Source organism: Nocardia yunnanensis, assembly GCF_003626895.1.
GTDB lineage: Bacteria > Actinomycetota > Actinomycetes > Mycobacteriales > Mycobacteriaceae > Nocardia > Nocardia yunnanensis.
The window spans coordinates 2,022,784-2,040,944 of record NZ_CP032568.1; the positions used below are offsets into that span (position 1 = coordinate 2,022,784).

Sequence of the window (18,161 nt, forward strand, 5' to 3'; positions counted from 1 at the left end):
GCTGGTTCCGGACACAAAACGCCGACGGAGATTCCACCGAGGTTTCAGTGCAGCAGACAAACCGTCGGCGCGGAGTCGGCTCGGTTTACTGTTACGTCACCAAGTTCTGACCTCCTCGGGCGGTCGATGCCCTATAGCCTGGCGGCGTGCGAGTTGTGGTGGCGAATCGTGGTGAGGTCGCGGTCCGGGTGGTGCGGACGGCGCGGGAGCTCGGGTATCCGACGACGGTGTTGCACACCGGCGAGGACGCCGACGGGTTGGCGGTGCGGCTGGCCGGTACGGGAGTGGTGCTGCCGGGGAGTGGGGCGGCGGGGTACCTCGATGTCGAATCGGTGGTGCGGGCGGCGGCTCAGGGCACGGACGTGCTGGTGCATCCGGGTTACGGGTTCCTCAGTGAGAGTGCGGAATTCGCCGCGGCTTGCGCGGCGGCGGGGTTGACCTTCGTGGGACCCGCGCCGGAGGTGCTGCGTGTGTTCGGCGACAAGGTGGCGGCGCGGGAGGCGGCCGAGCGCGCCGGGTCGACGCTGTTGCCGGCCACCAAGGCGGGCGTATCGGCCGACGAGGTGGCGGCGTTTCTGGCCGACCATCCGGGCGGGGTGATGGTGAAGGCCGCAGCCGGCGGCGGCGGGCGCGGTATGCGACCGGTCACCGATCCGGCGCAGGTGGCGGAGGCGGTCGAGCGGTGCCGGGCCGAGGCGTTGGCCGGGTTCGGCGATGACAGCGTCTACGCGGAGGCCCTGGTGACCCGGGCTCGGCACATCGAGGTGCAGGTGGTGGCCGACGGCGGCGCGGCGGTGGCGCTGGGCGATCGGGATTGCAGTGTGCAGCGGCGACGCCAGAAGCTGGTCGAGGTCGCGCCCGCGCCGGAATTGCCGCCGGGAGTGCGGGATCGGCTGCACGCGGAGGCGGCGCTGATCGCGCAGGCGGTGGGCTGCCGGGGCGTGATCACCGTGGAGTTCCTCGTCGAGGGCGCGAATGTGTGGTTCCTGGAAGTGAATCCGCGGCTGCAGGTCGAGCACACCGTGACCGAGGCGGTCACCGGCGTGGATCTGGTTGCGCTGCAACTGGATCTGGCACGGGGACGCATGCTCGCGGACCTGGATCTGCCCAAGGGTGAGCCGCGCGGGTGGGCGGTGCAGGCGCGGGTGAACGCCGAGCTGCTGGCGGCGGACGGGACGATCCTGCCCAGCACCGGCGTGATCGCCCGCTTCGACGCGCCCACCGGGGTGGGCGTCCGGGTCGATACCGCCGCGCGGGTGGGCATGCGGCAGAGCGCTCTGTTCGATTCGCTGCTGGCGAAGATCGTCTCGCACGCGTCCTCGTATCCGGCCGCGCTGCAACGCTGTTCGGACGCGCTCACCGAGACCGTCGTCGCCGGGGTGGACACGAATCTGCACCTGCTGCGCGCGGTGCTGGCCGAGCTGAGTTCCGGCAGTCCGGTCACCACCGAGTGGTTCGAGGAGCACCTCGACCACTTGCGCACGCGGGCAGCCGATTACGAGGATCAGACACCGCCGCAGGCAGCCGAGCAGCCCGCCGCAGCCACCTTCGCGCTGACCGAGGACGAGCAGGCCCTGCGCTCCCCCATGGGCGCGACCGTGGTGTCCCTGGCCCCGCCCGGCACCCTGCTGCCCGCCGGCGCCGAAATCGCGGTGCTCGAGGCGATGAAGATGCAGCACGTCCTGCGGGCGAGCGAACCGCTGCGGGTGCTGCGGCACGCGGTCGCACCGGGCGACGTGGTCGACCCGCACACCGTGCTGGCGACCTGGACGACCGCCGACCACGACGGCCCCGTCACGGAATCAGCCGTGGCGGACCTGGATTCGGTGCGCGCCGATCTCGCCGAAGTCCTGGCGCGGCACGAGACCACCCTGGACGCGCAGCGGCCGGCAGCGGTGGCCAAGCGGCATCGGCTGGGGCGGCGCACCGCCCGCGAGAACATCACCGACCTCGTCGACGCGGACAGCTTCGTCGAATACGGCGCGCTCGCGGTGGCCGCGCAGCGCAGCCGCCGCAGCCTCGAGGATCTGATCGCCAACACCCCCGCCGACGGGCTGATCGCGGGCGTCGCGACCATCAACGCGGATCGCTTCGGCCCCGACCGCTCCCGCGCCCTGGTCATGTCCTACGACTACAGCGTCCTGGCCGGCACCCAGGGCATGCGCAATCACGTCAAGACCGACCGCATGCTGGAACTGGCTCGCGAACAACGGCTCCCGGTGGTGTTCTTCACCGAGGGTGGTGGCGGCCGCCCCGGCGACACCGACCACGGCGGCATCTCCGGGCTCGATGTCACCACCTTCCGCGCCATGGGCGCGCTGTCGGGGCAGGTGCCGTTGATCGGCATCGTGTCCGGCCGCTGCTTTGCCGGCAATGCCGCGCTGCTGGGCATCTGCGATGTCGTGATCGCCACCCCCGACGCCAATATCGGCATGGGCGGCCCGGCCATGATCGAGGGCGGCGGGCTGGGCGTGTACGCGCCCGAGGACATCGGGCCGGTGGCGGTCCAGCGCCGCAATGGCGTCATCCACGTCGTCGCCGCGGACGAGGCCGAAGCCGTCGCCGTCGCGCGCCGGTACCTGTCGTATTTCCAAGGCGCCCTGGAGGATTGGGAGGCCCCGGACCCGCGGCTGGCCCGGCACGCGGTGCCGGAGAACCGGTTGCGCGCCTACGACATTCGTGCCGCCATCGAGTCGATCGTGGATGTCGGGTCCCTGCTGGAACTGCGCCGCGACTGGGGTGTCGGCATCGTGACCGCGCTGGTGCGGGTGGAGGGTCGCGCGTTCGGCCTCATCGCCAACGACTGCCATCACCTCGGCGGCGCGATCGACGCCCCGGCCGCCGACAAACTGTCGGCCTTCCTCCAGCTCTGCGGCGCGCACGGGCTGCCCATCGTCTCCCTGTGCGACACACCGGGTTTCATGGTCGGCCCGGAGGCCGAGGAGCACGCCACCGTCACCAAGTTCAGCCGCCTGTTCATCGACGCCGCCGCCCTCGACGTCCCCTTCGGCACCGTCATCCTGCGCAAGGGCTACGGCCTGGGCGCGCAGGCCATGGCGGCGGGCTCCTTCCGCGCGCCCCGCTTCGTGATCGCCTGGCCCACCGGCGAAATCGGCGGCATGGGTCTGGAGGGCGCGGTCCGGCTGGGCTTCGCCAAGGAACTGGCGGCCCTGGAAGATCCCGTGCAGCGGCAGGCCGCCTTCGACGCGCTGGTCAAGGCCGCCTACGACGCGGGCAAAGCCCTCACCGCCGCAACGGTTCTCGAACTCGACGACGTCATCGACCCGGCCGACACCCGGCGCTGGCTGCGCACCCTGCGCTGAGCGCCGCCCTCACCGTCCGCGCAAGCGCCGGTAGAGCGCGAAGCCCAGCGTGAGTGCGGCCACCCCGCCGAGAGACTTCCGGACGCTGACGTAGCGGCGGCGGCGAGATCCGCGCGCCCGCAACTGAAGTCGCTCTTCGGTCAGGTCGGCGTAGCGGCTCGGCAGGAAGGTGTCGAAGTATTCGGAGACGAAGTTGTCGGTGCGCCGGACGGGCAGGCCCATATCGCGCATGAGTTCGTCGATGTGGTGGCTGAGGTAGGGGCCGAGGAAATAGCCTTCGGGTCGCGCGGGCAGCGCCTCGGCCAGCCAGCGGCCGACACGTGTGATCTCGCCGTGCATGTCGGCGATCGGCGGCAACGACAGCTCGCCCAGGAAATGCTGCGACAGCCAGTGGGCGGAGATCTCGGCGCTGAGCTGGCAGGCGTCGGAGGAGCCGTAGCCGACGAAGCCCAGCCGGGGCAGCGTCGGCGGCAGGATGTGGCGGTAGAGCTGGAATCGACCGTCCACGCGGACGACCTGCTCCAGTTCGGGCGCCAGGAATTCCAGCTCCTGCCGCCAGCCCGTGGCGAACACGACGACATCGGCATCGAGCCGGCCACCCCCGGCCAGTTCGACCGCGGTGCCGCCCGGAAAGGCCGCGATACTGTCGCGCCGCAGCGTGATTCGCCCGCGCCTCGCCATCCGGAAGAACTCGTCGCCGACGCCGAGATTCTCGATGCCGGCCGGCAGCGGCGCATCGGGCACCAGGGCCCTGGGGGTGCGCAGCGCCAGGCGCAGGGTCGCCGACACCGTCCGCCAGTACCGGTCGGTGATCCCCCGGCCCGGCCCGTGCAGGAATCGTTCGATCCGGGTCTGCCGGTGATACCGGAAGAACGATTCGGTGAAGCGGTTCAACACCATTCGATCCGACGGCGTCCCGCCCGGCAGGAAGCGCGGCAGCATCGGATGCGGTTTCCGGAACACCAGCGTGCACTGCCGCGCGTGCTCGCCCGCCCACGCCGCGCAGTCCAGCGCCGACTTCCCGGCCCCGACCACGATCACCCGCCGGCCGGCCACCAGCGCCGGATCGATGGCCTGGCTGGAATGCAGCAGCGGGCCGCCGAACTCGCCCGAGCCCGCGATCTCCGGCAGCGACGGCGTGGAGAACACCCCCGCGCACACCACCACGAAATCGAATCGCAGGTCCTCGACACCGTCCGGCCCGCGCACCCTCAACTCGAACCCGCCGGCCGTCTCCGACACCCGGATCACCTCGGTGTACAACCGCAGGAGCGGTTTCAGCCCGAAGCGCTCCACGTAGGAGGCGAGGTAGTCGCGCACCTGAGCGGCGTTGGGGAACACATCGGCCGACTCCGGATACGGATGATCGGAGTAGGCGTAGGTGTCGCGGGAGTTGTTGGTGCGTAACCCCGGATAGGTGCGCGTCTCGATCCAGACACCGCCGGCCGCGGCCTCCCGATCGAAGACGACGACCTCGAATCCGTCGTCCCGCATGACCTTCGCGGTCACCAGCCCCGCGATACCCGCGCCGATGATGCCGACGCGTTTGCCACCCGTACTCGCCACGTCCGTTTTCCCCTCTGGACCTGCACGTATCGGGCCACACGCTACGGCAGGCCGCCGCCGCGTGGTGCCCGTTCGAGCGACTCGCGAGGGTATTTCGAACCCGGGAGGGTCGTGACTATTCGGGCGCTACCTCGCGCAGTGCCACCGTTCAGGACACGGCGGCCTCGACGAGAGACTCCGACGCGGTGATGAAACCCGTGGAGCGGAAACGCTGTTGGTATTTGCTCGGCGAGATGCCCAGGCGCGCGACGAACGCGCGACGCAGCGCCTCGCTGGTGCCGTAGCCCGCGGCGACCGCCGCCTCGGTGACGCTGCTGCCGGCATGCAGCAGGTCCCGGGCGACACCGAACCTGATGAAGGCGACGTATTCGGCGGGCGAATGCTGCAACTCGGCGCGGAACAGGCGCGTCAGATGCCGCACGCTCACCCGGGCCTGCGCCGCCAGCGCCTGCACCGTATGCGGTGCGGCCGGATCGGCGCAGATGGCGTCGACCACCTTGCGCACCAACGGACTTCGCGGCAGCGGCCCCGTCAGCGACGCCGAGAACTGCGACTGCCCGCCCGCACGCTGCATCGGCACCACCATCAATTGCGCCACCCGGCGCGCGATATCGGCCCCGTGGTCCTCCTCGACCAGCGCCAGCGCCAGATCCACGCCCGCCGCGACACCGGCCGAACTGTAGACGGTGCCGTCCCGCACGAAGATGGCGTCCGGTTCGACCGTGACCGCCGGAAACCGCCGGGCCAGATCGGCGGCGAACTTCCAATGCGTGGTGGCGCGGCGGCCGTCGAGCAGCCCGAGCGCCGAGAGCACGAAGGCCCCGCTGCACACCGACGCCAACCGCCGCGTCCGCGCGGACAGCCGGCAGGCGGCCGCCAGCAGTTCCGGGGTCACGAAGCGCGAGGGCGGCAGTTCGCTGCCGGGGATCACGACCGTGTCGAATCGGATATCGTCGCCGGCCGCCGCGGCGACGGCCATCCGGGCCCCGATCGAGGTCTGCACGTCCCGCCCGTCGGGCGAGACCAGCACCACCTCGTACCCGTCCGCGCACTGGTTGGCCTCGACGAAAACCTCGGCGGGGCCGACGAAGTCGAACATCTTGACCCCGTCGAAGACGAGGATGCCGATGCGGCGGCGGCCCGATGCGGCCGGGTTGGAGGACATGTCCACCATTATTCTGGAGTGACGCCTCCAGAATCAAGGGACGTGAACTACGTCGCAGGCCGATTGGTACGGTGACGGCATGGGAAGGCCACGACAGTTCGACGAATCGGGCTTGCTCGATGCGGCGATCGAGCTGTTCTGGGCGCGCGGCTTCGACACCACCTCCGTCGAGGACGTCTCCCGCGCGACCGGCGTCGGCAACGGCAGCATCTACGCCGCCTACGGCAACAAACGCGGCCTGTTCCTGGCCGCCTTCGAACGCTACTGCGCGGCGCGGGCCCGGTTCGTCCGCACGACGGTCGAATCCGCGCCGGGTTCGGCCCGCGCCGCCGTCCACGCCCTGTGCCGGGCCGTCATCGCCGACTGCGCGGCCCACCCCGACCGCCGCGGCTGCCTCATGATCAACAGCATCGGGCACCTGGCGACCCGGATCCCCGAGGTCGCCGCCATCGCGGCGCGCACCACCGCGGAGATGGAAAACGGTGTGGCCCACCGGCTCCGGACCGCCATGCGGGCGGCGGGACCGGTCGACGAGACCGAACTGGCAGCGCTGAGCGCCGGGATCGTCGTCACCACGCAGGGCCTGATCCAGTTGAGCCGCTTGGGCATCGACGCCGAACGCCTCGACCGCATAGCCGAGGCGTCCTGTGCGATGCTGCCGCCGTCCTGGGCGGACCTGACGGCCTGAACCGTTACGCGACCGGCAGTTCCGGGATGCGGGTGGCGCGCGCGAAGACGGTCTCGCCCTCGGCCAGATGCAGCGCCTCGGCGTCGCCGCGCGTCACCTGCGCGGTGAACAGGTCACCGGTGGCCGCGTTGCGCAACTCCACGCGCACCTCGAAGCCCAGGTGCACGACGCGTTCCACGGTCGCGCGGGTGACCCCGGCGGACTGCGCGGTGCCCTCGTGCGCGGCCAGCGCCATGCTGGAGTCGCGGCCGACGCGAATATCGTGCGGGCGCACCAGATGTCCGTTGAGCTTGGCGACCGCGCCCAGGAACCCCATCACGAATTCGTTGGCGGGCCGGTCGTACACGTCCTCGGGGCTGCCGACCTGTTCGATGCGGCCCTTGTTCATGACCGCGATCCGGTCGGCGACGTCGAGGGCCTCCTCCTGATCGTGGGTGACCAGCACGGTGGTGACGTGCACCTCCTCGTGCAGCCGGCGCAGCCAGGTGCGCAGGTCCGCACGGACTTTCGCGTCCAGCGCGCCGAACGGCTCGTCCAGCAGCAGCACCTGCGGGTCCACCGCGAGCGCGCGGGCCAGGGCCATGCGCTGACGCTGACCGCCCGACAGCTGCGCGGGATAGCGGTGCTGGAAGCCGTCGAGGCCGACGATCTCCAACAGGTCGTCGACCTTCTTCTTGATCTCGGCCTTGGGCCGCTTGCGGATCTTGAGCCCGAAGGCCACATTGTCGCGCACGCTCATGTGCTTGAACGCGGCGTAATGCTGGAACACGAAACCGATATCGCGTTTCTGCGGCGGCACATTGGTGACGTCGCGCCCGGCGATGGTGACCAGTCCGTCGTCGAGGTTCTCCAGCCCGGCGATCGAGCGCAGCAGCGTCGACTTGCCCGAACCGGACGGCCCCAGCAGCGCGGTCAGCTCACCCGACGGGATGTCGATGCTGACGTCGTCGAGGGCGGCGAAGGTGCCGTACCGCTTGTTCGCATTGGTCACGGTGATCATTTGGCAGTGCCCCGCTTGCGTTCTAGAAGGGTCATGAGCAGAAGAACAACCAGGGCGATGCCCATGAGCAGGGTCGCCGCGCAGTACGCGCCGAAGGTGTTGTGGTCGTTGACGTATCGCCCGTTCACCAGCAGGGTGAGCGTCTGCGATTTGCCGGGCAGACCGGTGGACACCATGATCACCGCGCCGAATTCGCCGAGCGCGCGGGCCACCGTCAGCACGATGCCGTAGGTCAGGCCCCAGCGGATGGCCGGCAGCGTGATGCGCCAGAACGTCTGCCAGCCCGAGGCGCCCAGGGTGGCCGCGGCCTGCTCCTGATCGTCGCCGATCTCGTGCAGCACCGGCTCCACCTCGCGCACCACGAACGGCAGCGTCACGAAGATGGTCGCGATGATCATGCCCGGCAGATTGAAGATGATCTTCAACCCGTGCTGGTCGAGGCCGCCGAACCAGCCGTTGGCGCCCCACAGCAGGATCAGCGAAACACCCACCACCACCGGCGAAGTCGCCATCGGCAGATCCACCACGGCCTGCAGCAGATTGCGCCCGGGGAACTTCCCGCGCACCAGCGCGATCGCGATGATCACCCCGAAGATCACGTTCACCGGCACCGTGATCGCCACGATCGTCAACGTCAGATCGAACGCCGACACCGCCGCCGGGGTGGTGACCGAGTCGAAGAACGCGCCGATGCCGCGTTCGAAGGTGCGCCACAGGATGATGCCCAGCGGCACCAGCAACAGCACGAACAGATACGCCAGCGCGATCGTGCGCAGCGAAATCTTGGTCCAGAAGCCGACTTTCATCTACGCCTCCCGCTCCTTGCGCGCCAGGCGGTCCGCCGTGACCCGCAGCACGAACAGCGTCAGCAGCGAGATCGCCAGCAGCGCCACCGAGACCGCGGCCGCGTTCACCGGGCGGTCCACCTCGATCTGCTGCTGGATGTACTGCGAGGCCATCTGCGTCTTCTTGGGAATGCCGCCGCCGATCAGCACCACCGAGCCGTACTCGCCGATGGCGCGCGCGAACGCCAGACCCGAACCGCTCACAATGGCTGGAGCCAGCGTCGGCAGGATGATGGTCCGGAAGGTGGTCCAGTTGTCCGCGCCCAGCGACGCGGCCGCCTGCTCCACATCCCGGTCGGCCTCGATAAGCACCGGCTGCACCGAACGCACCACGAACGGCAGCGTCACGAACGCCAGCGCCACCACCAGACCCGGCTGGGTGGCGTTGAGATGAATGTCCAGCGGCGACTGCGGGCCGTACAGCGCCAGCAGCACGATGCTGGCCACGATCGTGGGCAGCGCGAACGGCAGATCGATGAAGCCGTTCACGATGCCTTTGCCCGGGAAGTCGTCGCGCACCAGCACCCAGGCGATGAGCGTGCCCATCACCACATTGATCAGCGTCACGATGACCGACACGAACACGGTCACCCGCAACGCGTCCAGCGCCGCGGGCGCGGTCACCGCGTCCCAGAAGCCGGACCAGCCGCTGTCGAAGGATTTGACCGTCAGCGCCGCCAGCGGCAGCAGCACGATGATGCTGAGCCACAGCACGGACGTGCCGATGCCGAGCGGACCCACCGAACCGCTCACCCGGAACCAGGAACGGATCCGGCCCGGACCCGGCCGCCGCGGGTTGTCGTCTACCGAAACGCCGGAACCGAGACCGGTTCCGGCGTTCGAACTGCTGTCACTCACAGTGTCGAGTATCGCTTGTGTCGCAGGTCACCCGGCTACTTGGTGGCCTTGTCGTAGATCTGCGCCACCGAACCGGTGTTCGGGGTGAACAGATCCTTGTCGACGGTCTTCCAGCCACCCAGGTCCGCGATGGTGTACAGCTTGGCCGGGGTCGGGAAGTCCTTGGCGTGATCGGCGACCACCTTCGGATCGACCGGACGGAAGCCCGCGTCCGCGAACGCCTTCTGCGCGTCGGAGGTGTAGAGGAAGTCGCGGAAAGCGGTGGCCTGCTTGAGGTTCTTGGCGTTCTTGAGCACCGCGACCGGGTTGTCGATGCGGAAGGTGGTGTCCGGGACGAAGTGCTCGATCGGGTCGCCCTTCTGCTCGGAGAAGATGGCCTCGTTCTCGTAGCTGATCAGCACGTCACCGGTGCCCTGCAGGAAGGTGTCGGTGGCCTCGCGACCCGACTTGGGCTGCACGTGCACGTGACCCAGCAGCTGGGTCAGATAGTCCAGACCGGCCTGCGGGTTCTTGCCGCCCTCGCTCTTGGCGGCGTAGGGGGCCAGCAGGTTCCACTTGGCCGAGCCCGAGCTGAACGGGTTCGGGGTGACCACCTCGACGCCCGGCTTGAGCAGATCGTCCCAGTTCTTGATGCCCTTCGGATTGCCCTTGCGGACCGCGATGGCCACCACCGAACCGAACGGCACGCCCTTGTTGGCGTCGGCGTTCCAGCTGGCGTCGACCTGACCGGAATCGACCAGGCGGGTGATGTCGGGCTCGACGGAGAAGCTCACCACATCGGCCTCGGCGCCGTCCTTGACCTTGCGGGACTGATCGCCCGACGGACCGTAGGAGGCCTGGAACTGCACGCCCTTACCGGCGTCGGTCTTGTTGAAGACCGGGGTCACCTTGTCGTAGGCGGCCTTGGCCACCGAGTAGGCGTACAGGTTGACGGTGCCACCGCCGCCCGCGGCCGGGCCGCTGTCCTTGGTATCGCTCGAGCCGCCACCGCAGGCGGTCAGCACGGTCGCGACGACCGCGGTCGCGGCGACGGCGAAGGTAGATCGGCGGGAGAGACGGGTGTTGCGGAACATCGGCGTGGACCTTTCCGGGGGGACCCGCCGGTAGTCACGTCGACCGGCGGGAGAATGCGTACTGCCGTAGACCCGTCGCGTGCACTGACACGACGGTGGCGCTCCGGCCCGAAGGCCGCCGGGGGGACGAACACGAACTGCGAAAAGGTGCGCGCGCCAGTCTACTCAGACGGTGTGCAGCAGTGCCCGGTCGGCAATCAACGACAGTGAATATCCGAGACCGCGAGGCAGCCCACAGCAATCAACGCCAATTCATGGCGGACCTGGGGCACAACACTCGATGACACGGGGCAGACTGTAGCAGAGCGAACCGACGCGCCGCGAATCACCGGATTTTTCCGGGAAATACGACGCTCTCGACATCCCTGGGGGACACAAATGACGACACCGGCCCGCATCCGCCGGGAATTTCCGGGGACAAGAACGCGCGCATCAGTGAGGAGATCAAGCATGCGGCGCGGGCGTACCGGGAGAACTTCGATCAGTCGGAAGACCCCCTGATCCGCACCGTGCGCAACCTGGGCCGCGATGTGGGGCACACGGTCGGCACGGTGGGTCAGGAGGTCGGCGAGACGCTGTCCAAGCTGGGCAAGCGAATTCGCGGAGAGAACTGAGGGGCTGAGGGTGTGGGGGCTGTGCCCCCACATCTTCTTCGGTAACCGGAAAGGGTTACTCGTCTCCCTCGACGACCGGCGGGGTCTCGAGGATGTCGAGGATCCACTCCTCGGTGGCCGATTCGGCATCGTCCTCGTCCGGGCGGATGCGGTTGGCGAGGCGAACGCCCAGGCCCAGCAGCTGGGCGGCCTTCACCATCTCGAGGGCCTCTTCGGGCCCGGCGTAGTGGGTGGCGATCAGACGGGGCTCGTCCTCGAATTCCTCTTCGGACAGCACCAGTTCCAGACCTTCATCGGTTGTCGACATGGGTCAGCACAGTACGCCGAGAATTCGCCACCGCGGTACCGAAACTCGGTCAGCGAGTGAACAACCAGGCGACGACGACGAGAACAAGCAGTGCGATCAGGGCGAGCTGGACACGGGAGCGAGGCATCTCAGGCGGCTTCCTTCCGCACCGGACGCGCCGGCGCCGCAGCGGCGACCGTGGCCTCCCGGGCGGCGACCCGGTCGCGGCCCAGCACCCGCAGCACCACCCGCAGCGCGCGGTCCAGCCCGAAGGCGATGGCCAGGCAGACCGGCACCATCGCGGCCAGCACCACCGCGAACTGGGGAACGAAGGGCAGCCCCGCCACCCACAGTTCGACGCCGTCCCACCATCCTGCGATCGCATGCACGACCCCAGCCTAGGCCGACGAGCCCGCGGTAGACGATTCGGGCCGACTGGACACATCATGTTCCTATGGAGTCCTACGACGAACCGGAATCCTCCGACCGTCCCCTCGGAAGCGAGATCGGCATCGATCCCGTCGCCGACTACGACGACCCGGCCCCGGTGGACGCTCCCCGCGAGGGCATCGATCGCCAAGATCCCGCCCTCTCGGACAACTATCTGCCGTCGGCGACCGGTGGTATGCATCACTCGGTGTTTCCCCCCATCGACGACTACGCCTTCCTGTCGGACTGCGAGACCAGCTGCCTGATCGCCCGCAACGGGTCGGTCGAGTGGATGTGCGTGCCGCGACCGGACTCCCCCAGCATCTTCGGCGCCATGCTCGACCGCAGCGCCGGGCATTTCCGCATCGGCCCCTACGGCCGCAATGTGCCCGCCGCGCGCCGCTATCTGCCCGGCGGGCTGATCGTGGAGACCACCTGGCAGACCGAGACCGGCTGGCTGATCGTGCGCGACGCGCTGGTGCTGGGCCCCTGGCACAACAATCGCTCCCGCAGCCGCAGCCACAAGCGCACCCCCATGGACTGGGACGCCGAGCACATCCTGCTGCGCACCGTGAAATGCGTGAACGGCGTGGTCGAGCTGGAGATGAGCTGTGAGCCGGCGTTCGACTATCACAACGGCCCGGCCCGCTGGGAGTACAGCGGCAACGTCTACGAACAGGCCAGCGCCAGTTGCGAAATCGAGGGCAGCCCGACGCTGACCCTCACCACCGATCTGCGCCTGGGCCTCGAGGGCCGGGAGGCCCGCGCCCGCACCCGCATGAAGGAGGGCGACTCCATCTTCGTCGCGCTGTCGTGGTCGGATCTGGAGCCGCCGCACACCTTCGCCGAGGCGGCGGAGAAGATGTGGCAGACCACCGAATGCTGGCGGCAGTGGATCACGCTGGGGCGCTTCCCGGATCATCCGTGGCGCGGCTTCCTGCAGCGCAGCGCGTTGACGCTCAAGGGCCTCACCTACGCGCCGACCGGGGCGCTGCTGGCGGCGGCGACCACCTCGCTGCCGGAAACCCCCGGCGGGGAACGCAACTGGGACTACCGCTACACCTGGGTGCGCGATTCGTCGTTCGCGCTGTGGGGCCTGTACACGCTCGGGCTGGATCGGGAGGCCGACGACTTCTTCGCCTTCCTGCACGACGTCACCACCGACGACGACGGCAAACCCATTCCGCTGCAGGTGCTCTACGGCATCGGCGGCGAACGCGAGATCACCGAATCCGAACTGCCGCAGCTGTCCGGCTACGACGGGGCGCGGCCGGTGCGCATCGGCAACGACGCCTACAACCAGGATCAGCACGATATCTGGGGCACCATCCTGGATTCGGTCTACCTGCACGTGAAATCGCGCCAGCAGGTGCCGGAGACCTTGTGGCCCATGCTGGAACGGCAGGTGCGGGCGGCGATCGAGAACTGGCGCAATCCCGATCGCGGTATCTGGGAGGTGCGCGGCGAGCCGCAGCACTTCACCTCCTCGAAGGTCATGTGCTGGGTGGCGCTGGACCGCGGCGCGAAACTGGCGGAGCTGCACGGGGAATTCGACTACGCCAAGAAATGGCACGACATCGCCGACGAGATCCGCTCCGACATCCTCGACAACGGCGTCAACTCCGCGGGCGTGTTCACCCAGAGCTACGGCAGCGATACGCTGGATGCATCACTGTTGCTGGTAGTGCTGACCCGGTTCCTGCCGCCCACCGATCATCGGGTGCGCGCGACCGTGCTGGCCATCGCCGACGACCTCACCGAGAACGGGCTGGTGCTGCGCTACCGCACCGACACCACCGACGACGGGCTGTCCGGCGAGGAGGGCTCGTTCACCATCTGCTCGTTCTGGCTGGTGTCGGCGCTGGTGGAAATCGGTGAGCTGCAACGGGCCCGGCAGCTGTGCGAGCGGCTGCTCGGGTATGCCAGCCCGCTCAAGCTGTACGCGGAGGAGATCGATTCGCGGACGGGACGGCATCTGGGCAACTTCCCGCAGGCGTTCACGCATCTGGCGTTGATCAACGCGGTGATGCACGTGATCCGGGCCGAGGACTCGCGCACGGCGAGCACCTTCAACCCGGCGCACCCGGGACGGTAGGACACCGGAATCGGCCGTCGGCGCGGCCGATTCCGTTCAGTACGAAGGATTCTCGCCGATGCTGTCGGCGTGCTCGCGGATCTCGCGCAACCGCACCAGCGACCGTTCGATCTCGGTGAGCCGCTGTTCGCGGCCCGCGCCGGAATGCAGGGTGGCCGCCTCCTCGGCGGCGCGCAGCGAGGCGTCCACCGAGCGCAGCGTGGAATTGGCGATCTCGGTGAAGTGATCGCGCAGGCTGCGCTGCACGGTGCGCAATCGGGAGCGCGACTCCTTGCTCACCTGGAAGATCACATCGTCCATCAGCCGCGCGACGGCCATCTTGGCCTCCGCCTGGCGACGCTGGCGGCGGGCCTTGCGGTCGTCCCACAGCGCGTTCACGCCCAGCAGCACCGCCGCGCCGCCGGAGTACCAGTTCACCAGCGACATGTGCAGCAGACTGGTGATCAGGCCGACCATGAGCAGGCCGCCGTAGGAGCCGCGCAGCACGGTCAGGACCTGTTGCGTGACACCGTGTTTGGCGCTGTCGAGTTTGTCGAGCGCGGCCACCGGCTCCAACACCGCGCCCACGTCACCCGGGTTGTCGAGCTTGAGATCCGGTGTGGGAATGCCGCTTTCGGGGAACTTGGCCGCCACCTGCTCGGCCAGCTCCACCGAACGATAGTGGGCGATGACGAAGTTCTCCTCCACCGCCTCGCAGATCTTGGCGTCCAGGTCCGCGCCGAAGTCGGCCCAGCCCTTGGCCGGATCGCCCTTCATGATGTCGGCCTCGGCGTCGCGGATCAGGCTGCGCAGCCGGTGGCGCAGATCGTGTTCGGTGTCGGCCATCAGCTCGCCCGCACCGTCGGCCAGGGTCACCTGCCAGTTGGCGGTGCGCTGGCGCAGCTGCTCGGCCTCCTCGCGGGTGCGGCGCAACTGCTCGGTGATGCCGGTCAGCCGGCGCGGATCCCGCAGCGTCTCGGCCTCACTGCGCAACGCCAGCGCCAAATGGTCGGTGATGAGCCCGATATCGCGCACCGCGGCCTCGACGGCCACCGCGTCGGCGCGGCCCAGCACATACGAGCGCAGATGGTCGAGCAGTTGCGGCACACCGGATTCCAGATCCAGCCGCTGATCGCCGGTGGCGGCCGCGTGCTCGTGCAGCCGCGCCGAGGCCGGGGCGACGGCGAAGGCCAGGCCGGCCTCGTCGAGCAGGGTGCGGTCGTGCTGCTGCACCTGCGGCCACTGCGGATACTGGTCGATCTTGTTGAGCACGCAGACCACCGTCGGGCACACCTGCCGGATGCGCTGCAGCTGCTCGATCTGCGCCGGCGTGAACGGAACTCCGGCGTCCGCGACATAGAGCACCGCGTCGGCGGCGGCGATGAGCGACCAGGTGGCGGGAGTCTCGGCGGGCGAACCGGGCGCGTCCAGCACCACGAAGCCCTCCGCGAGCAGCGGACTGGGCTGGGTGAACTCGGCGCGGATCACGTCGCCGCCGTCCAATTCCGCCAGCGCCTGCCGCGGATCGACCGCGGTGCGCTGCGCGACGCCGCCCGGACCGGCCTTCACCAGCACGGCGCCGGCCTGCTGCCCGTACTCGGCGATCACCGGCACGCTGGAGCGGCCCTCGGTGGCGCTCACCGCGGTCCCGACCAGGCTGTTGACCAGCGTGCTCATACCGCTCTTGGACTCCCCGACCACGACCAGCCGCACCCGCGGGTCGGCCAGCCGGGCGCGCGCGATGCCCAGGCGGCCGGACAGATCCACCCGGCCGGAGGCGTGGGTCAATTCGAGCAGCTGGTCGAGCAGCTCCACCAGCGGGCCCAGCACCTCGGGATTCTTCACCGCGACCTGACGATCGGCGCCGCTCACAGCAGCAGCATGTGATCGCCCGGACCGTGCACGGGCACGTGGGAATCGACGAGACCGGCATCGGGCACCAGCGACGTGAACAGGCCGCCGTCGTGGACGGACAGACCGGTGTCGTGGTAGCCCAGCAGCTGACCGGTCGTGTCGTAGTGGCCCGAATCGTAGTGATCGGCAATGGGTTTCACGGGCGCGTCGACGTGCGGCGGCGTGGTGATCGGCTGCGGGGCCACCGTCGGCACGGGCGCGACGGTGGTCGGCACGGGCGCGACCGACACGCTGGGCTGATGATCCGGCACGCTCGGCGCCGTCGGCACCACCGTCGGGGTGGGCACATCCGGCTGATGGGTGGGCACGGGGTTGGTGGCGGTCGGCTGATGCGTCGGCGCGGTGTCGTCGCTCGGCACGCTCGGGGTGCCCCCGTGCGTGCCCGGATCGTCGGTGGGCCGATGCGGTTTGGTGACGTCGTCGCCGGTATTGGTCGGCGGGGTGACGGGCGTGGTCACCGGGTTGGTGCCGGGCTTGGTGATATCGGTGTCGATCCCGGGGATCTTGGTGGTCGGCACCGGCGGCACGGTGGTGAGCACCGGTGCGGGATCGATCTTCGTGGGCACGCTGACCTGCGGGGCGGTCGTCGGCGGGGTGACCGGGACCGGCTTGTCCACCAGGCCGGCCGGATGGCCGGGCGCCGACGGCTCACCGCTGGCCAGCACCGGCTGACGACCGTGGTCGAACAGCGTGGGCGCGACCGCGGCGGGCGCGGTCAGCGGCGACGGGCCACCGTGTGTGGACAGCAGATTCGCGATCGGCTGGTTGGCGGCGTCGGGCTGAATGGTGGTCTGCAGCGGGGTCACCGCGACCGGCTGCGCGACGGCCACCGGCGCGACGACCGCCGGGGCGACGGGGGCGGGCACCATGGGCGCGGCGACCGGCGTGGACACCGGCGCCAGAGACATCGGGGCGGGGGCGGGCGAACCCAGCGACATCGGAGTCGACGGGGACATCGGAGTCGACGGGGCGGCGGACGAGCCCAGCGGCGAACCCAACGCGGCCGAATTCGCGCCGGGCACAGCGGAAGTCGGTGAGCCACCCGAGTGTGTCCCGGACGCGCCTTGCCCCGGAAGGGAATTCGCGGCCGAGGCGGGGGTTGCGGCCGAATTGAACGGCGTACCCATATTGTTCGGCGTCGACGCGCCCGGCAGGCTGGGCGCGCCACCGTTGTTGGGCAGCGTGGTGTTGGCCGGGACATGCGAAATCCCCTGCCCCAGTTGCTGTCCGAAGGAATCCAGCTGGTGGCCGACCGAGCCGACGCCGACGTTCACGTTCAGATTCGAGTGCACCCACGCGCCGTCGAGGCCGATGTGGGCGTCGAAGGACCAGTCGGTGCCGACGAACAGACCGGTGCCCGCGCCCGCGCCGGGGGCCTCCGGCAGATGCATGCCCGCATCGGCGCCGGGCAGGTGCATGGCGTCGCCCGCTCCCGGCAACTGCATACCGGCGCCCGCGCCGGGCAGGTGCATGCCGTCGGTCGCGCCGGGCAGGAAGCCGGGCGTGCCGGGCAGGTGCATGCCGCCGGCGCCGCCGGGCAGGGTGAAGCCGTCGAGTCCGTCGAAGGGGTTGGTCTGGCCGGGCAGGCTCGGCAGGTGCGGTTCGGCGGGCGCCGATCCGGTCTGCTCGTCCTCCGCGCCGGGCAGGCTGAAGGCGGGGCGCGAGCCGTAGGCCGGGAAGTCGTTCGCACCGGTCTCGTTGTCGGGCAGGCCGAGTCCGTGGAAACCGGAGATCGTGGTGTCCGGCTGCGGAATCGCGTCGAACGCGGCCGGGAAGAGGCCGGCGTCGGTGCCGTGCTGGTAGTCGCCCAGCGTGCCGAGGGGGGCCGCGACCGGGGAGACGCCGGGAGCCTGATGCTGCGGGCTCACCGATTCCGGGGTCAGATCGGGGAAAGTGAGGGTGGGGCTGGGCTTGTCCGACTGCGGATCGTTGACCTCCGACCAGCCCACGTTCTTGCTGTCGTGGTCGATGGCCGGGGTGCCGCCGCGGCTGCCGCCCGCGGCGATGAGCGCACCGCCGGTGACGTACGCGCCTGCCCTGGCCACGCGCGCGACACCGTTGGCGATGCGGTAGGCGGCGTCTCCGCCGTCGTCAGCAGCGTCGGCAGCGTCGTCGAAGGGCAGATCACGTGTCATACAGGCTCCGCTCTCAGGGCTCCGGCGGGCCGTCGCGCGGCCTACCGGACCAAACTCGTTTCACACCCTATTTCCGGATAACCGGTCTGTCACATCCACCAGGTCGGCGGCGGTGTGCACAGTGGGGCGAGACATAGCTTGTCACCCTGCATATCAGTACGGAAGACCCATTTTCCCGCTGCATACCGGGC

General features: G+C 69.5%; 14 protein-coding genes. 3 read left to right on the top strand and 11 right to left on the bottom strand.

What is annotated here, in order from left to right; genetic code table 11:
* Window positions 1-146: 146 nt before the first annotated feature.
* Window positions 147-3,323, top strand: a complete 3,177-nt coding sequence (locus D7D52_RS09270; protein ID WP_120735950.1) for an acetyl-CoA carboxylase family protein — start codon at window positions 147-149, stop codon at window positions 3,321-3,323.
* Between the two features lie 9 nt (window positions 3,324-3,332).
* Here D7D52_RS09270 and D7D52_RS09275 read toward each other — a convergent pair whose 3' ends face one another.
* Window positions 3,333-4,889, bottom strand: coding sequence for a flavin-containing monooxygenase (locus tag D7D52_RS09275; RefSeq protein ID WP_162958236.1), 1,557 nt, complete (start codon window positions 4,887-4,889; stop codon window positions 3,333-3,335).
* A 148-nt stretch (window positions 4,890-5,037) separates the two neighbouring features.
* On the bottom strand, window positions 5,038-6,054 hold the full coding sequence (locus tag D7D52_RS09280; protein ID WP_120743946.1) for a GlxA family transcriptional regulator: 1,017 nt from the start codon (window positions 6,052-6,054) through the stop codon (window positions 5,038-5,040).
* Between the two features lie 79 nt (window positions 6,055-6,133).
* Here D7D52_RS09280 and D7D52_RS09285 point away from each other — a divergent pair, with 79 nt between their 5' ends.
* Window positions 6,134-6,742, top strand: a complete 609-nt coding sequence (locus tag D7D52_RS09285) for a TetR/AcrR family transcriptional regulator (protein ID WP_120735952.1) — start codon at window positions 6,134-6,136, stop codon at window positions 6,740-6,742.
* A 4-nt stretch (window positions 6,743-6,746) separates the two neighbouring features.
* Here the strand turns inward: D7D52_RS09285 and D7D52_RS09290 are convergent, their stop codons facing one another.
* From D7D52_RS09290 to D7D52_RS09320, 7 genes are all read right to left on the bottom strand, one after another.
* Window positions 6,747-7,742, bottom strand: coding sequence for a sulfate/molybdate ABC transporter ATP-binding protein (locus D7D52_RS09290; protein WP_120735953.1), 996 nt, complete (start codon window positions 7,740-7,742; stop codon window positions 6,747-6,749).
* Window positions 7,739-8,548 carry a sulfate ABC transporter permease subunit CysW gene (cysW, locus tag D7D52_RS09295; protein WP_120735954.1) on the bottom strand — a complete coding sequence of 270 codons (810 nt, stop codon included), beginning with the start codon at window positions 8,546-8,548 and terminating at the stop codon, window positions 7,739-7,741. Before cysW ends, D7D52_RS09290 begins: the two co-directional genes overlap by 4 nt.
* Window positions 8,549-9,445, bottom strand: a complete 897-nt coding sequence (cysT, locus tag D7D52_RS09300; protein ID WP_120735955.1) for a sulfate ABC transporter permease subunit CysT — start codon at window positions 9,443-9,445, stop codon at window positions 8,549-8,551.
* A gap of 35 nt (window positions 9,446-9,480) precedes the next feature.
* Window positions 9,481-10,518 (bottom strand): sulfate ABC transporter substrate-binding protein, encoded by a 1,038-nt coding sequence (locus tag D7D52_RS09305; protein WP_120735956.1) that lies wholly within the window; start codon window positions 10,516-10,518, stop codon window positions 9,481-9,483.
* Between the two features lie 197 nt (window positions 10,519-10,715).
* Window positions 10,716-10,805 (bottom strand): Ms4533A family Cys-rich leader peptide, encoded by a 90-nt coding sequence (locus D7D52_RS40120; protein WP_342775259.1) that lies wholly within the window; start codon window positions 10,803-10,805, stop codon window positions 10,716-10,718.
* A gap of 382 nt (window positions 10,806-11,187) precedes the next feature.
* Window positions 11,188-11,439, bottom strand: coding sequence for a hypothetical protein (locus D7D52_RS09315; RefSeq protein ID WP_120735957.1), 252 nt, complete (start codon window positions 11,437-11,439; stop codon window positions 11,188-11,190).
* Between the two features lie 128 nt (window positions 11,440-11,567).
* Window positions 11,568-11,807 (bottom strand): hypothetical protein, encoded by a 240-nt coding sequence (locus D7D52_RS09320; RefSeq protein ID WP_120735958.1) that lies wholly within the window; start codon window positions 11,805-11,807, stop codon window positions 11,568-11,570.
* Window positions 11,808-12,043: 236 nt separating this feature from the next.
* On the opposite strand from D7D52_RS09320, the gene D7D52_RS09325 reads away from it, so the two are divergent.
* Complete coding sequence (locus D7D52_RS09325; protein ID WP_120743947.1) at window positions 12,044-13,942, top strand: glycoside hydrolase family 15 protein; 1,899 nt, start codon at window positions 12,044-12,046, stop codon at window positions 13,940-13,942.
* A 36-nt stretch (window positions 13,943-13,978) separates the two neighbouring features.
* Here D7D52_RS09325 and D7D52_RS09330 read toward each other — a convergent pair whose 3' ends face one another.
* The gene (locus D7D52_RS09330) at window positions 13,979-15,793 is read right to left on the bottom strand and encodes a P-loop NTPase family protein (protein ID WP_246023717.1); all 1,815 of its coding nucleotides are present in this window, start codon (window positions 15,791-15,793) and stop codon (window positions 13,979-13,981) included.
* On the bottom strand, window positions 15,790-17,970 hold the full coding sequence (locus tag D7D52_RS09335) for a hypothetical protein (RefSeq protein ID WP_120735959.1): 2,181 nt from the start codon (window positions 17,968-17,970) through the stop codon (window positions 15,790-15,792). Before D7D52_RS09335 ends, D7D52_RS09330 begins: the two co-directional genes overlap by 4 nt.
* Window positions 17,971-18,161: the final 191 nt, after the last annotated feature.

What these genes read in the sequence shown, in the direction of transcription:
- D7D52_RS09325 (WP_120743947.1), top strand. Translation starts at nt 12,044, where the DNA reads ATGCATCACTCGGTGTTTCCCCCCATCGACGACTACGCCTTCCTGTCG.
- D7D52_RS09335 (WP_120735959.1), bottom strand. Translation starts at nt 17,970, where the DNA reads ATGACACGTGATCTGCCCTTCGACGACGCTGCCGACGCTGCTGACGAC.
- D7D52_RS09280 (WP_120743946.1), bottom strand. Translation starts at nt 6,054, where the DNA reads ATGTCCTCCAACCCGGCCGCATCGGGCCGCCGCCGCATCGGCATCCTC.
- cysW (WP_120735954.1), bottom strand. Translation starts at nt 8,548, where the DNA reads ATGAAAGTCGGCTTCTGGACCAAGATTTCGCTGCGCACGATCGCGCTG.
- D7D52_RS09290 (WP_120735953.1), bottom strand. Translation starts at nt 7,742, where the DNA reads ATGATCACCGTGACCAATGCGAACAAGCGGTACGGCACCTTCGCCGCC.
- D7D52_RS09315 (WP_120735957.1), bottom strand. Translation starts at nt 11,439, where the DNA reads ATGTCGACAACCGATGAAGGTCTGGAACTGGTGCTGTCCGAAGAGGAA.
- D7D52_RS09285 (WP_120735952.1), top strand. Translation starts at nt 6,134, where the DNA reads ATGGGAAGGCCACGACAGTTCGACGAATCGGGCTTGCTCGATGCGGCG.
- D7D52_RS09305 (WP_120735956.1), bottom strand. Translation starts at nt 10,518, where the DNA reads ATGTTCCGCAACACCCGTCTCTCCCGCCGATCTACCTTCGCCGTCGCC.